Annotated in this window: 10 protein-coding genes; all 10 read right to left on the reverse strand. The window is 39.9% G+C overall.

Features of this window, described 5'->3' with window-relative positions; all coding sequences use genetic code 11:
- Positions 1-113: 113 nt before the first annotated feature.
- Positions 114-2,405: a cyclic nucleotide-binding domain-containing protein gene (locus ACO6HM_RS02210; RefSeq protein WP_485389558.1), complete on the reverse strand. Its 2,292-nt coding sequence runs from the start codon at positions 2,403-2,405 to the stop codon at positions 114-116.
- Between the two features lie 14 nt (positions 2,406-2,419).
- A complete protein-coding gene (locus ACO6HM_RS02215; RefSeq protein ID WP_485389559.1) occupies positions 2,420-3,334 on the reverse strand; it encodes an alpha/beta fold hydrolase in 915 nt (304 codons plus the stop codon).
- Between the two features lie 112 nt (positions 3,335-3,446).
- Positions 3,447-6,371, reverse strand: coding sequence for a S8 family serine peptidase (locus tag ACO6HM_RS02220; protein WP_485389560.1), 2,925 nt, complete (start codon positions 6,369-6,371; stop codon positions 3,447-3,449).
- A gap of 399 nt (positions 6,372-6,770) precedes the next feature.
- Positions 6,771-8,735 (reverse strand): molecular chaperone HtpG, encoded by a 1,965-nt coding sequence (gene htpG / locus ACO6HM_RS02225; RefSeq protein WP_485389561.1) that lies wholly within the window; start codon positions 8,733-8,735, stop codon positions 6,771-6,773.
- A gap of 181 nt (positions 8,736-8,916) precedes the next feature.
- The gene (gene fsa / locus ACO6HM_RS02230; protein WP_485389562.1) at positions 8,917-9,570 is read right to left on the reverse strand and encodes a fructose-6-phosphate aldolase; all 654 of its coding nucleotides are present in this window, start codon (positions 9,568-9,570) and stop codon (positions 8,917-8,919) included.
- 245 nt (positions 9,571-9,815) lie between these two features.
- A complete protein-coding gene (locus ACO6HM_RS02235; protein WP_485389563.1) occupies positions 9,816-11,417 on the reverse strand; it encodes a xylulokinase in 1,602 nt (533 codons plus the stop codon).
- 74 nt (positions 11,418-11,491) lie between these two features.
- Complete coding sequence (locus ACO6HM_RS02240) at positions 11,492-12,187, reverse strand: L-ribulose-5-phosphate 4-epimerase (protein WP_485389564.1); 696 nt, start codon at positions 12,185-12,187, stop codon at positions 11,492-11,494.
- Between the two features lie 10 nt (positions 12,188-12,197).
- Entirely contained in the window at positions 12,198-13,640 is a 1,443-nt protein-coding gene (gene araA / locus ACO6HM_RS02245) for an L-arabinose isomerase (RefSeq protein ID WP_485389565.1), read from the reverse strand.
- Positions 13,641-13,652: 12 nt separating this feature from the next.
- Positions 13,653-14,774, reverse strand: a complete 1,122-nt coding sequence (locus ACO6HM_RS02250) for a GntR family transcriptional regulator (protein WP_485389566.1) — start codon at positions 14,772-14,774, stop codon at positions 13,653-13,655.
- A gap of 517 nt (positions 14,775-15,291) precedes the next feature.
- The gene (locus tag ACO6HM_RS02255; RefSeq protein WP_208429287.1) at positions 15,292-15,594 is read right to left on the reverse strand and encodes a type II toxin-antitoxin system HicB family antitoxin; all 303 of its coding nucleotides are present in this window, start codon (positions 15,592-15,594) and stop codon (positions 15,292-15,294) included.
- Between the last annotated feature and the right edge of the window lie 28 nt (positions 15,595-15,622).

Genomic DNA, 15,622 nt, shown 5'->3' on the forward strand with positions numbered 1-15,622 from the left:
GATATTTTTGAGATATTTCCTATCAAGATTGTGGTGTTAAAAGCATTTGACACTTGTATCCTATCAGGTAAAAAACAGCCGCCCTGTATATATATTTACAAGACGGCTGTCATTTATTGTTTTCCTTTTACAAAGTCAATCTCCATCTTTAGGCTTAAAGGTATACTTCCTGTTTCCTTAAGCAGCCTTCTTTCAAGATGTTCGTATTTTTGCAGTTTTTGCTCTCTCTTAATTTCCCATTGTTTAATAAGTTCCATATAGGTTGGATTATTGGCAAGCCTCCTTATTCCTTCCTCATCAGGAGGACAGAATTCAAAGAGTATCTGTCTTGCAACCTTGTTAAGCCTTGGAGAACCTTTGCCTTCATATAGGATATAGGTGAGGTAATCCTGAACAAACATATCCTTGAAGCTGTTGCGGCAACGCTGAAGTGAAATCTTTATCTTCTCCTTAGCGCTAGGAGTCAGGTTGCTGTTTTTACGGTAGAACTGTATATAATCACAGTACAAGCTGGTAAGCGAAGGGTCGGTTACATCGTTCCAACGTCCTCCCTGCACTCTCTTACAGATCTCCCAGCGGAACTCACCGGTCATCTTAATCATGGTACTTAGAAGGTCATCCATATGCAGTATAGATATGAACATCCTGCTAGGTGTGGTTCTTACCTTTCCTTCTATCTCCTGCCACATTATACCTCTTACACCTGCATTAGGCATGAGGATGAAGTCAGGAAGCTTTTCTACGTGGATATGCTCCTTTGCCATAAGGTCACCGTCACCGATAGGCAGAGTTTCCCTATAAAATGCTGAAAAGTCCACGCTCTTTATAGCATTTATGTTCTTTCTTATAATGTCCGGCTTTACCATACAGCTTTCAAATTCTTTTAAGATATTGTCTGCATAAAATACCGGGCAGAAGGTGGATACACGTCCACAGGTTATCTTATTTGCTGTCTTAAATATGTTGTCAAGCTCATAGCATACTTTTGCTTCTCCGTCCTCCATCAGCTTTTCAGCCTCGGAATTGGTGACTTTCTTGGTTGACTTAAGTGTCCTTACATAGTCAGAGAAATCCACCTCAAGCTCGTTGCGACAAGGCTTCTTTTCCCCCCTGTATACTGCTAACAGCCAGTCATAGAAGGTATATACTCCCGTTACGGCAGGATCGTTCTCCTTAAGCTCTTCAGAGAATTTATACAAGGCCTTGGTATACTCTTCTCCCGCAAGTATCTCATCAATGTATCCAAAGTAAAGAAACATCCTGATAACAGGAGTAATTTCTTTTTCAAGGCTCTTAAAGAAAACCTCAGTATATATCTGATAAAATTCTGCTGTTATTTCTCTTTTAAGCGCAGTAGTTTCATCATCAATTGCATTTTTATCCTTTAGTTTTTTTAGTTTATTTATATTAATTCTAAAAAATCTTCTCTCAGGTCCAACTATCTCAGCAAAGTCCAGTATGGTATCTAGTGACTCATAGAACTTTTCTATCAAATCACCTTCTTCATTTTCTTTTTCCATTGCTACCGTAAGAGAATTAGCAAGCTTTATGGCTTTGAATGAATCAGTACATTCTTTTATCTTTATAGCAAGCTCGTCATTGGCATTAAGCGTGACTTTGCCCGACTCACTTATCATAATAGCCATCTTGTTTAACAAGCTGTTTTTAATGAACACATCTGAAGAAATCTTCTTATACACTTCCAAAAGCTTATAGAAGATACCTCCTTCTTTTTCAATAAAAAAGCCTCTTAAGCATTTTCTTATAAACTGATGCCTTTCGCTTATCAGGTGAACTGCTTTCCTTACATCAATGCAGCCTTTTTTAATCATTCCTATAGATACATCCGGCTCAGCCATAAGAGCCTTGAAGTTTCTTCCTGCATATATCTTATTAAGGCCTTCATAATACCCCATCAGCCAATAATCAATATCCTCAATATTATAATATGCCTCAATCTGCTCTATTCCCTTGTTAGGCTCAAGCTTTACCCCTGCCTTTTCGGCAAGGTGCAAGTAGAGATTATAACAGGCTGTTAAGTTGTCATAGATAGTATTGCACCTTACCTGCTCAGTCCTGTATGAATGTATGATTCTTGTTATCTGCCTAAAGCAGGAACGAATACATATCCTTGCAATATCAGGATTGGAATTAATCAACAAATCTATAGATTCTATACCCGTAACCGGATAAACAAAAAAGCTAGTATCCTCCACTGCAATATATGATAATATATGCACTTCTGAGAGCACTTCGCATATACCAACCACATCCCCCGGGCCAAGCTCATAGCTTCCACCCTCACAGAAAACCCTTATCTTACCGGACTTCATAATACAAAGCTTATCAAATGACTGCCCGGCACTTACCAGAGTCTCCCCAGCTTTAACAATAAGTTCTGACATATCTTCTCCCAAAATCAACTAAATCTTTCATCAAGCCATTTAGCAACTACTTTCATAATATCTGCCCTGTTTACTTCATTGTGCAATTCATGCCTTCCTGTAGGGTCGATATATTCGGTCACATCCTTAATATCGGCATTTCTTAACATTTCAGTAACCTTTCTTACACCTTTACCATAGTCGCCTACTGGGTCTTCCTTCCCCGATATAAGAAGGATAGGCATATCCTTTGGCAGGCTCCTTGCCCATTCCTTTCTACTTACCACCGTAAGGGCAGTAAGAAGGGAATGATATCCTTTTGCAGTAAAATTAAAATTACATTTAGGGTCCTTAGTGTATTTATCTATAAGCTCCCTATCGTGTGTAATCCAGTCACAAGGTGTCTTGGCATCAGGGATTCTATCTATAAACTTACCAAAACTAAGCTTAATGAGCAAATCAGAAACATAGCCTTCCTTATGGGTTCTGGCCAAAAATGCTGCAAGCAGCCTTCCAGCACTGTTCTTAATCGATGGCCCTGCAGTACCGCTTAAAATCAGTCCGTCTATAGTATCCGGATACCTTGCTGCATACCACCTCGCAAAAAAGCTCCCCATACTATGTCCGTATAAAATAATAGGCAGCAGCGGAAACCTTTCCCTTAAGATATCATTCATTTTTTTAAGGTCAAGCTCAATATGCTCCTCATCAAAGTCACCGTATTCACAAGGCTTTGATGAACCACCATGTCCCAAATGGTCATTGCCGGCAAATACATAGCCTCTGGCTGTAAAGAAGTCTGCAACCCACTCATAACGTTCGATATATTCACACATGCCATGTGAAAGTTCTATCACAGCCTTAGGCTTAACTAATTCATCAGTATAAATATAGGCCGCAATCTTGTGCTTCCCATCAGCCGAATCAAAGTTAAATGTCTCTTTATTCATCACCTTCTCCAATCCATCCCATAAACCACCATAAGCATATTGCAAAGGTCAGCCACCGGCCTTTACAATATGCCACATATGTTAAAACTCTTTATTCCCCGGTTAGCTAAGTTTATTTACCTGTCTTTTTAGCAGGTGCATTATTCTTTTTAGAAGCCTTGGCTGCCTTAGCCGCCTTCTCTTCTTTAAGAGTCTTTACTTTGCTAATCTTTGCCTTAAGCCTATTACCTAATTTATAAAGCTCACCCTTGTACCAGGCACTGTTTAAGGTATCGCTTGCATCGTCATAAGCAGCTTTTACCTTGTCCCAGCCCTTTGCGGAGTAATTCTTTATATCAAATCCTGACATAACCTTATCAATCTCTGCGTTAGCTTTATTCATATCTCCTATAGATACTTTTTCGTACTGAACGCCTGTTTTCTTAACCATCTTTTTGATGTAGTTTTCTGTCTTGGTGAACATCTCGCCTACATAGAGAGTATTGTCAATGTCTTTCTTGTAGGCCTTAAGATCCTTTTTAAGTCCTTTTAGGTCTTTCTTATAGCCCGCCTTCTTAAGCGCACCATTTACATAAGAATCAAGCTGTCTCTTAAGTATCGTTTTCATTACCTTGATGTCGTTGTTTGTGTACACTGCATCATAGTCTGTGATGTTTCTTATGCCCTTTATCTCAAGATCATCTGGCGCAGGAGCCTTAGCCGCTTTGCCTTCTGCAAGAGAGAGCTCAAGCACATTCTTTGCCTTCTTAATATCCGCCAAAGCCTTGGTGTATGCTGCATCTACAATCTGAATATAATATTCATTGAGTCCCTTCTTATCTACGGCCTTATAAGCCTCTTTGACAGTATTGTAAACATCATCTTTAAGCTTAGCAAAGTTGTACTTAGGACCTGTCTTAAGTATGTCGTATCCTGCAAGAGCCCTAAGCTGGTTAGCGTAGTCAGCGAGCTTGCCTGTAGGTACTTGTGAATCTTCCTCTGTTTCCTCATCAACACCACCAGTAAAGAGCTCTGTATCATATTTCGCATCTAAGATGTACTTAAGAGCTTCTTTCCTAACCTTTACCACAGCATCAAAAACCTCAGGAGTATACTTTGTACGGTTTGAATCAAATTCAGCATAAGCTGTATCAATCAAATCACTTGCCTTTGACTTAAGCATAGCCTCAGAACTTACTATATGGCTTGCCTTAACCATGTTTTTAGACTTCTTCACTGCCTTATCAGCAGGCTTTTTAGGCATCTCTTTTGCCTTACCGGTAAGGTCTACCTTAAGTATCTTAGACATATTGTGAGTTCCGTCTTCTATTAGTCCCTTAGATGTGACCTTTACAAAGACTTTACCTGCCTTCTTGGCTGTAAGCTCACCTGTCTTCTTGTCAATCTTTGCATATCTTGTATCAGTAACCGCCCATTCTACGCCTTTTTCAGCCACATCAGTCTTGCCTGATGAATTGAGAGCTTGTGCAGCAAACTTAAACTTCTTACCTACCTGAAGCTTAGCTGTCTTCTTTGTTATCTTGATATCTGAAACGGCAGGCTTAACAATAACCTCATACTTTTCTTCAAGTCCGTTCACTGTTCTTAAGGTAATAGTTGCCTTACCAGGCTTAATACCTCTTACACCGAAGTTTGAGTAAGCTACTGCTACATTCTTGTCGCTGCTTGTTGCATAATACTCAGTAACAAATGCATCCTCTGGAGTTATCTTTACAGTAGGAACTGCCATTTCGCCAACAGAGATAACCTTCTTTGCCTTTAATATTTCAATGCTGGTAGGAGCTGTATCTTCTGAAATATTAACAGATACATTTACTTCCTTGTCTCCTGCCTTTGCAGTCACTGTTGTGTGCCCTGCAGCTAAGCCCTTAACATAGCCATCCTTATCAACTGTAGCCACTTTTTCATCACTGCTTGACCAGGTGATATCAGCTGTACTTGTATAAGGTGATATCAGTGTTTCCACCGCTACCTCGTAGCCCTTTGGCACAGTAAGTGTCTTGCTCTTTACAAAGATACCATCTACCTTATCTGAAGGATGCTCCTTCATCTCATATGCTGCCTTTACCGCTGCATAAGCGTCTACAATACCATAGCCGTACTCTTTATCGTCAAAGAACTTGCTTCCCATCTTAGACTTGTTGGCAGTACCGCAAAGTATGTTGTATACCTGCCTAGGAGTAAGGTCCTTGTTGGCAGAGAGTACAAGTGACGCAACTCCCGCTACCACAGGTGAAGCCATTGATGTCCCTGAAAATGGTACATATCTGTTGCCTGGGATTGTGCTAGGCACTGCTGAGCCCGGTGCGGATATATCTGAATACATACCATAGTTTGAAAAATATGAAGGCTCATTGTAGTAGTCGGATGAATTGACAGATAAAACCTCTGTAAATACAGCAGGTGAGCTGTCCTTATTGGTATCTTCATTTCCTGATGCAGCTATAAATACCATACCCGCATCATAGGCTGCCCTCAATGCCTTGTGAACGTTGTCATAATAGCTGTAGCCGCCAAGGCTCATGTTTACTACCTTAACGCCCTTTTCCTTCATATACTCTATAGCCCTTATAAGGTCTACATCATTTATCTGACCATCGTCATCCTGTACACTAGCTACATAAAGCTCAACCATGTCATTGTCATAGCCTGTAGCTACACCTGCTCCACCCTTGCCATTGCCATAGGTGGCTGCAATTATTCCTGACACGTGGGTTCCGTGCATATCTGCATCATCTGTAGCCTTCTTTTCTACGCCTTTAGTAACACGAACATATTCTTTTAAGTTCTTCTTTAGGTCTTCGTGGTGTGTGTCTACGCCTGTGTCTATAACGCCGACCTTAACCTTTGAATAACCTTTTTCTTTTAATAGCTTCCATGCTTTCATTACGTTGACTTCATCAAACTGATACTGGTAGTCAGGATTCTTCTTGTCAAGTAATGGATCAGCCATTGTCTTAGCAGAAACTCCTGTCACAGAGCTAACACAAAGTCCTGCACATAAAGTAATTGCCAATGCTGTCTTAAATTTCCTCATAGGTTTTCTCCTTTATTTTTGTATATATTACGCAACCATAATAACATTATCGGCATTTTTTGTCTATAATTTAATTTCTCAGTAAAAAAAAGTGATGTTTATGCAAGATTAACAGGATTATCCAGCATTAATCCTTCTCTGATAAGTTAACAAAAGACTTATAGATAAGCTAATATCTATAAGCCTCCATTGTTTATAAATCTCCTGCATTGTTTCTACAATCTATCATTAAATTGCTCTTCTCATCATACATACGGCTTCTTGTAGGTATCACCCCTTGACCCTATGTCAAAAACATATACAAGGAGTTCATTGTTTCACTTTTTTCGATTGTATCCATAACATCAACTCCTTATATCTTGCATGTATACATTAAGGCGACAGCCCATTTATAAATTTTTATTCAGCCAAAAGCTTAAGCACCTCATTACTCCTTGCTATAAACTTAGTCATAGCCTCAGGGGAAAGCTGGCGGTTGGCTATAACTGCAAGGTCGTAAAGCTGTTCACAGAAGAGCTTTACCTTATCATTATCGGCTTCCTCCTTATGGTCAAGAAGATACTTAACAAGAGCATTGTTGCTGTTAAGCACAAGCACCTCTCCCATCTCAAAAGGAGAATCTCCCATGGCTCCCATGCCGTACTGCTTCATCATATCCTGCATCCTGCGTACTTCTTCTGATACGGTTATCATAGAAGAAACATTCTCATTCTTGAGGCTTTCAACCTTAACTTCAAGCTTATCCTTATCAAGTGCCTTCTTAAAAAGCTCTGAAAGGCTCTCTGTCATAGCCTTTACTTCTTCCTCAGGAAGCTCATTCTTAGCAGAAGCATTTACCTTGGAGTCGATACGCTCGAACTTAAGGTCATCATTCTTCATCTCAAGAGCATTGATAAAAGGCTGGTCTATCCTATGTTCAAGTATAACGGCATTTAATCCGTTTTCCTTAAACATATTGATGTACTGGCTCTGCTCACGCACATCCGTCACATAGTAGATTATCTTCTTAGGCTTCTCCGGCTCAGTCTCTGCACCGTCTTCTTTCTGTTCCTCTTCAGTCTTTTCTTCCTCGACCTTTTCAGGCTCTATAGTCTTTACATAGTCATCAAAGGTTACATACTTGTCGTTTAAGTCCTTAAAGAGGATGAATTCCTTCATCTTTTCTTCAAACTTATCATCCTTTAAGCAGCCGTACTTGATGAAAGGACTGATGTCATCCCAGTACTTCTCATAATTTTCCCTGTCTGTCTTGCAAAGTCCTGAAAGCTTCTCAGCCACCTTCTTGGTTATGTAGTCTGATATTTTCTTAACAAATCCGTCATTCTGCAACGCACTTCTAGATACATTCAAAGGTAGGTCAGGGCAGTCAATTACACCCTTTAAGAGAAGCAGGAACTCAGGGATGACCTCCTTAATGTTATCTGCTATAAATACCTGGTTGTTGTAAAGCTTAATGGTTCCCTCTGCTGCCTCGTACTCGTTGTTAATCTTAGGGAAGTAGAGGATACCTTTGAGGTTGAAAGGATAGTCCATATTGAGGTGAATCCAGAAAAGCGGTTCTTTATAGTCTCTAAATACCTTTCTATAGAACTCCTTATAGTCCTCTTCACTTACCTCGTTAGGATGTCTTGTCCAAAGTGGATGGATATCATTGATTGGCTTTGGAGCATCTTCCTTCTTCTCTGCCTCCTTGTCATCTACCACCTCAGTCTTTTCAGACTTAAGCGCATTGGCATTGGTATAGTAGATTTCAACAGGCATAAATGAACAGTATTTCTCTAAAATCTCCTTAACCCTGTATTCATTGGCAAATTCATAGCAGTCATCATTTAAGTAAAGAGTTATCTTGGTACCACGCTCCGTCCTGTCACCATCTTCCATAGTGAAGTCTATGCCCTCGTCTGATACCCAGTGTACAGGCTTTTCTCCCTCTTTATATGAAAGAGTATCTATAGTAACTCTTCTTGCTACCATGAAGGCTGAGTAGAAACCAAGTCCAAAGTGCCCTATAATCTGCTCCTCACTTGTCTTGTCCTTATACTGCTCAAGGAAGCTCTGAGCACCTGAAAATGCTATCTGATTGATGTACTTCTTCACCTCGTCAGCAGTCATACCAATACCGTTGTCAATGACTGTTATAGTCTTTGCTTCGCTGTCAGTGATTACATCTACTCTATATTTATTGTCCTCAGGTGCCTTCCACTCTCCTATACCATCTAACTTTTTAAGCTTGGTTATAGCATCACAGGCATTGGATACTAACTCCCTTAAAAAGATATCGTGGTCGGAGTAGAGCCATTTTTTGATAATCGGAAATATATTTTCCGAAGTAATTGATAATGAACCTTTTTCAATATTTCCCATATTATTTCACCTCGTATATTTATTTTTATTTTTGATGTTTAGTCGTTTAAAAGCTAAAAATCGAACAGCTATTTACTGTTCGATTATTATAATAATACTGATTTAAAGCTTTGTCAAGGTTTTGTTAGCACTCTTTTTTATTGAGTGCTAACAAAGTATATTTCCTTCATTATCATGTAAACTATTCACCAAATACAGCCTTATAATCAGCCTGGAACTTTGCTATCCCCTGGTCTGTAAGAGGGTGCTTTGTCATATTCTCAATTACCTTATATGGTATGGTTGCAATGTCTGCTCCTGCAAGAGCGCAGTCGGTAACATGGATTGGATTGCGTACAGATGCGGCAATTATCTCTGTTTCATATCCATATATGCTAAATACTTCAGCTATCTGGCGGATAAGGTCAATACCCGGCTGATTGATGTCATCCAGCCTTCCAACAAAAGGTGACACATAGGTTGCACCTGCATTGGCTGCAAGTATAGCCTGATTGACGCTAAATACTAAAGTTACATTAGTCTTTATGCCTTCAGTAGCAAGTACCTTAACAGCCTTAAGACCATCTACAGTCATAGGAATCTTTACAACCATGTTCTTGTGAATAGCAGCTATCTCTCTGCCTTCTTTTATCATGCCTTCCGCATCGGTGGTTGTAGCCTTAACCTCTCCACTGATTGGTCCGTCTACAATGGAAGCAATCTCTTTAATTACCTCACCAAAGTCCCTCCCTTCTTTTGCGATAAGAGAAGGATTGGTAGTAACTCCGCAAATAACCCCCATGTCATTTGCTTTTCTTATGTCTTCAACATTGGCTGTGTCCACAAAAATCTTCATAGTATACCCTCCGTTTGTTATTTTTAACTTACATTTACCACAAGGTAAATGAATTTATGCTACTGAGTAACGCCTATCAATGACTTTATAGTATCATTATTACATAGAATATGTGACTTTTCAATAACTTTTGAGGCGAGATTATATGGCTTTTCAATATCTTTTATGCCTGATTTTTATAACTTTTCAATATTTCAAGAGCCTGTGACAAAAGTAATCACCCTTCCACAGGCTCATATTTATCCTTATAACACTTCCACTACCCTTTTCTCTACCTCTAACCCCGCCTTGTACCTTTCCATATAAGCCTCAAGTCCTGCTACATCTCCGGCATCAGGCTCTATGGTTGTTCCTTTCGCATCCTTAAATATAACCCTCTCCAGATACTCAGAAAGACTCATGTTATCCTTATTTAGGAGGTAAGAAGCAAGTACAGCCATTCCCCAAGGGCCTCCCTCTCCTGCAGTATCCATAACCGTAACAGGGGCATTTACTGCTGCTGCAAGGTAGCTTTGTGCAACCAAAGGTGTCTTAAAGAGCCCACCATGCCCCATAATCTTAGTCACCCTAACCTTTTCATCCTTAAGGAGAATATCAAGCCCAATCTTAACCGCCCCAAGTGAAGCATATAGATTAGATCTCATAAAGTTTGCAAGGTTAAACTTGCTCTCAGGCATTCTTGCAAATAATGGCCTGCCCTCATTCAGGTGGACTATACCCTCTCCCGAATAATAGCCATAAGAAAGAAGTCCGTCGCAGTCCTTATCTCCGCTTAAGGAAGCATTATATAATTTGCCATACAGCTCACCCATATCTGCCTTTATTCCAAAAAGCTCTGCAAATTCCCTGAATATATTCACCCAGGCATTTAAGTCTGAGGTACAGTTATTAGCATGTGCCATAGCTACAGGGTACCCGTCTGGTGTAGTAACCATATCTATCTCTCTATAAAGCTTTGATAAGCCCTTTTCAAGCACAAGCATGGCAAAAATGGATGTGCCTGCAGATACATTTCCAGTGCCTACTGCTACTGAGCCAGTAGCCACCATTCCCGTTCCTGCATCTCCCTCAGGCGGACAAAGAGGTACTCCTGCCTCCAGGTTTCCGCTTTCATCAAGAAATGCTGCTCCCTCAGATGTCAAACTACCTGCATTCTCCCCTGCAGTGAGCACCTTTGGCAAAATCTCCATAAGCTTTATGCCATAACCATTATCCAGTACGAGCTTTTCACAGTCTTTAATCATCTTTTTGTTGTAATTCCCATTTTCAATAGGGAAAATACCTGCTGCATCGCCTACACCTATAACTTTTTCACCTGTAAGCCTAAAATGTATGTATCCCGCTAGGGTTACAGCAAAGTCAAGCTCTTTCACATAGTCCTTCTTATCAAGAACTGCCTGATAAATGTGGGCTATAGTCCATCTAAGAGGTATATTAAAATCAAAGACCTTAGTCAGTTCATCAGCAGCCGTCTCGGTATCACTATTTCTCCAAGTCTTAAAAGGTGTAAGCAGCTTCCCCTCTTTATCAAATGCCATAAGTCCATGCATCATGGCACTTATGCCTATTGAGCCTATTTTTTTCAGAGTAACTCCATACTTTTCCTCTACATTTTTTCTAAGAGAGGTGTAACATTTTTTAAGCCCTGCGTGGATTTCATCTAAGGGATAAGTCCATATCCCATCTATAAGGGAGTTTTCCCAGTCATGGACACCAACACCCAGAACCTCTCCGCTAAAATCAACAAGTACAGCCTTTATCCTGGTTGAGCCAAACTCTATACCAAGGGATGTCCTCCCTTGTTTTATAAGCTCGGCTTTCTCACTGCAAATCGCTTCATTTCCCATATATTCTCCGTTTCACTGACTGCTACCTAAATACATCCGTAGCACAGACACCAATAATATAGTTTTACTTGCCCTTAATTCTGTCCATAATACGCATTTGGTCCATGTTTTCTTGTAAAATGCTTCTCAAGGTAATGAGCAGGAGCATTTTTCGCCTTAGGATTTACTATCTTAGCAAAGATGTCCACCTTGGCTACCTCCTCCATAACTACCGCGTTATGCACAGCCTCAAAAGGTGTCTTTCCCCAGGAAAATGGGCCGTGGCTCTTACAGATGCAGGCAGGAACATAGTCAGGATTGATATTCTTTTCATTAAAGGCCTTTACTATCACAAGACCGGTATTCTTCTCATAATCCTCATCTATCTCCTCCTTGGTAAGATGCCTTATACAAGGAATATTCCCATAGAAATAATCGCACTGGGTGGTACCCATGCAAGGTATGTCCTCACCTGCCTGCGCAAAGCCTACTGCATAAGGAGAATGAGTATGCACTATTCCACCTATATTTGGAAAAGCCTTGTAGAGTTCAATGTGGGTTTTGGTGTCGGAGGAAGGGTTAAGTTCTCCCTCCACCTTGCCTCCATCAAGGTCAACTACAACCATATCCTCAGGGCTTAGCTTATCATATTCAACTCCGCTTGGCTTTATGACCATAAGCCCCTTTTCCCTGTCTATGCCAGATACATTGCCCCAGGTAAAGGTAACCAGTCCGTACTTAGGCAAAAGCATATTTGCTTCGTAAACTCTTTGTTTAAGCTCGTTTAGCATAACGGCCTCCTTATTTCATAAAGAACTTCTGTAAATCAGCTTCTGTGGTGTCATCTCCTATTGTAATAAGTTCTGTGCCTGTTAGCCTTGCAAACATAGCTATATCATCTCTTGTAAGCGCTGTAGATACCACTGAGTGATGAGCACCTCCTGCATAGCACCAAGCGGAAGTTCCGATGTTAAAGTTAGGTTTGTGGCGGTACATTATCCTTGCCACAGGAAGCTTAGGCATTGGCTTAGGCTGTTTTACAAGTTCTATATCCGCACAGATTATTCTAAATCTATCTCCCATATCCACCATGGTTACCTGAATTCCATCTCCTGTAACACCGTCAAACACAAGTCTTGCAGGATCATCCTTTCCACCTATACCCAGTGGATGAACCTGAATTTCAGGCTTGGTGGCTGCAAATGCTGGTGGTACTTCAAGCATATGGGAAGCAAGTTCAAGCTCTTCTCCCTCTGTAAGGTCGTAGGTGTAATCTTCAATGAAGCCTGTAGCACCTTCCCTACCCTCAGCCATCTTCATAAGTATAGCTGACATAGCTGATATCTTGTAGTCCCCCTCAGGACCAAAGCCAACGCCCTTTGTCATAAGGTTCTGCACAGCAAGTCCCGGAAGCTGCTTAAGCCCGTGTAAATCCTGGAAGGTGTCAGCAAATGCTCCTATCTTATTCTTTGTTAAGAACTTTTCTATGGCAATCTCATACTTTGCCTGCTCACTTACAGCCTCTGTGTTTGTGGTAGCCATAGTGTATTTGTCAGCATATTCCTTCATCTTAGCATCGATTTCTTCTTTTGACACCTTAGCTGCTATATCTACTATATCACCAATTGCGTAATAATTACACTCCCAGCCGTATTTAATCTGGCTCTCTACCCTGTCGCCGTCAGTAACAGCAACTTCTCTCATATTGTTACCAAAGGAAGCGACTTTAAGTTTCCTTGAAAATGCTATAGCCTTAGCTACCTCTGCAAAACGTTTAATCTTAGCAATTACATTTGAATGCTTGTAAAATCCCGCTGCAACCTCGTGTGTGATTCCCATTCTTGCCAAAATAAAGGCATATTCTCTATCACCGTGTGCAGCCTGATTGAGATTCATAAAGTCCATATCTATACTGTCATAAGGAAGCTTTTCATTTGCCTGAGTATGAAGGTGGAGAAGAGGCTTTCTAAGCTCCTGCAAGCCTTTTATCCACATTTTCGCAGGTGAAAATGTATGCATCCAGGTGATTACACCTACACAGTCATCATCATTTGACACCTTGCGGAGATTGTGAATACATGTTTCTGAGGTCTCAACTGTAGGAAGCAGTTCTACCTCTACTATTCCTTTTAGCTTTTCATTTAAGAATTCTGCCATTTCTTTGCTGTCATCTGCCACCTGCTTAAGGCACTCATCACCGTATAAATCCTGTGAACCTACTACAAAATATAACTTTTCCATCATTATTCCCTCCTGTTATTTTTCTATTATGTCCCTTACAGAATTACCATCGTTAAGTACAACGGGAAATCTGTGGGAGTAATTTTTATTCTGCCAATGGCTGTCTGTTAACATTTTTATCAATTTCTTTGCCGCAGTCATCCCTAGCTCAGCCTTTGGGTGCACAGCAGAGTAAATCTTAAGGCTTTCATTTTCTACAAGCCTGGCATCATCAAACGAAACCATTGATAAGTCCCTTGGTACTAATACCCCCTTATCTTTTAAGAAATCCAGATAAGAGTAGGCTATCTCATCATTGTACATTATCATTGCTGTACAATCTTTTGCTTTTCTAAATGTTTTTGCAAATATTTTATCTCTTTGTTTCTCCGCCATATCCTTAGTTGAGTACCATCTGATATAGTCATCATCAAACTTGACGCCATAGTCTGAAAGACATTCTATGAAGCCTTTATACCTCTCCTGACCCTGGATGTCGTCATACTTGAACATCCCTCCTATTCTCTTATGTCCGTTCTTTATAAGGTGTTTGGTCAGCTCATAACCAGCCTCCGCGTCCGACATCTCTATACTGCTAAAATTCTGATTTGAGTAGTGGTTATGTATGAATATTGTTGGTATTTTCTTTTTCACTATTTCCTTATAAAGTCTTATATTGGGATTTGGAAAGCTTGACTTGGTACCTTCTATTATAAGCCCCGATACCCCTGCTTTTAAAAATCCTTCCAAGTAGATAGCTTCATCATTGAGTCTGTTTTTGGTAACCGCCACATCTATGATATAGCCTTTCTCCTCAAGAACCGACCTGATTCCCTCATACACTTGCGGGAAGAGATAATCCGAAAAGTAGCTAAGAATAAGTCCTATATGCTTCTTTTCCTTGTCACTTTCTGCATTTTTGTAAGAAACAAAGGTGCCGCTTCCTCTTACTCTTGTAATCAGTCCTTCTTGTTCAAGCTGCTTTAGCGCATTCCTTACTGTCTGTCTTGAATAGCCAAACTTTTTCTCAAGCACGTGCTCCGATGGGAACTTCTCTCCATCCTTTATCACTCCGCTAAGAATCAGGGTATGCGCCCAGTTGTAGAGTTTACGATACTTTAGGCTGTCATTTCCGGACTTATCCAAAACATTTGACATAATGAACCACCTCTTCATTTCTATATTTTCATAATAATATTGTCTACTAAGTAAAGCAAGGGAATTTAATTTTAAAAGTATAAAAGTTGTATTTAAATAGACTTTTTAAAATAATCAAATGAGCATTATCTATATAAATGAATATATCCTATTCCAGAGATTTTTTCAACATTTTCCTCACTTTATCCACAGGTTTAAATCCCACTATAGCCTATGTTCACTTATTATAAGTTTATATGAGGGACAAAAGTATTTGGCACGCTATAGCACAGGATTGCCACAGCTTCGCTTCTCTTAATTCTCACAAAACAAGCATTAACTCGCAAAATAATCCTTAGATTAATCCATATATTCCATCTTAAATAGTCAAGATTTTAAATACAACTTTTAAGTTGTATTTTATAAAATATGCTGATGGTTCCAGCTTGTCTCTCCCTTAAGCCAGAGCTTACTCATGGATCAGAAAAAAAACTGTACGACTAATGCTATCGTAAACTTCTTTATTATTTAAGTTGCTTTATTCATTAAAAAATTTAAACTTTGAAATATCAATTTTATCCGTATCATATTGTATAAGAACAGCTTTCTCATTTTTGCCTAACCTAATATTTTCTATAGAAGACGGCTTGGGATATGCTTCTATTTCACTATCAATCAGACAAAGCTGCAGTATATCCAGTGCCATATTGGCTCCTTCAGCGTAGTTCCTTGCACAAGTATTTGCCTCCGGAATATCAGGAAATGTAATTGATATTCCGTATTTTTCTTCACTTTTATCATATTCATCATAATTAAAAACTGCATAATAACTAACTCTCATAATACCTCCATTCTGCCGGCTTTGAGGT

Source organism: Catonella sp., assembly GCF_057250765.1.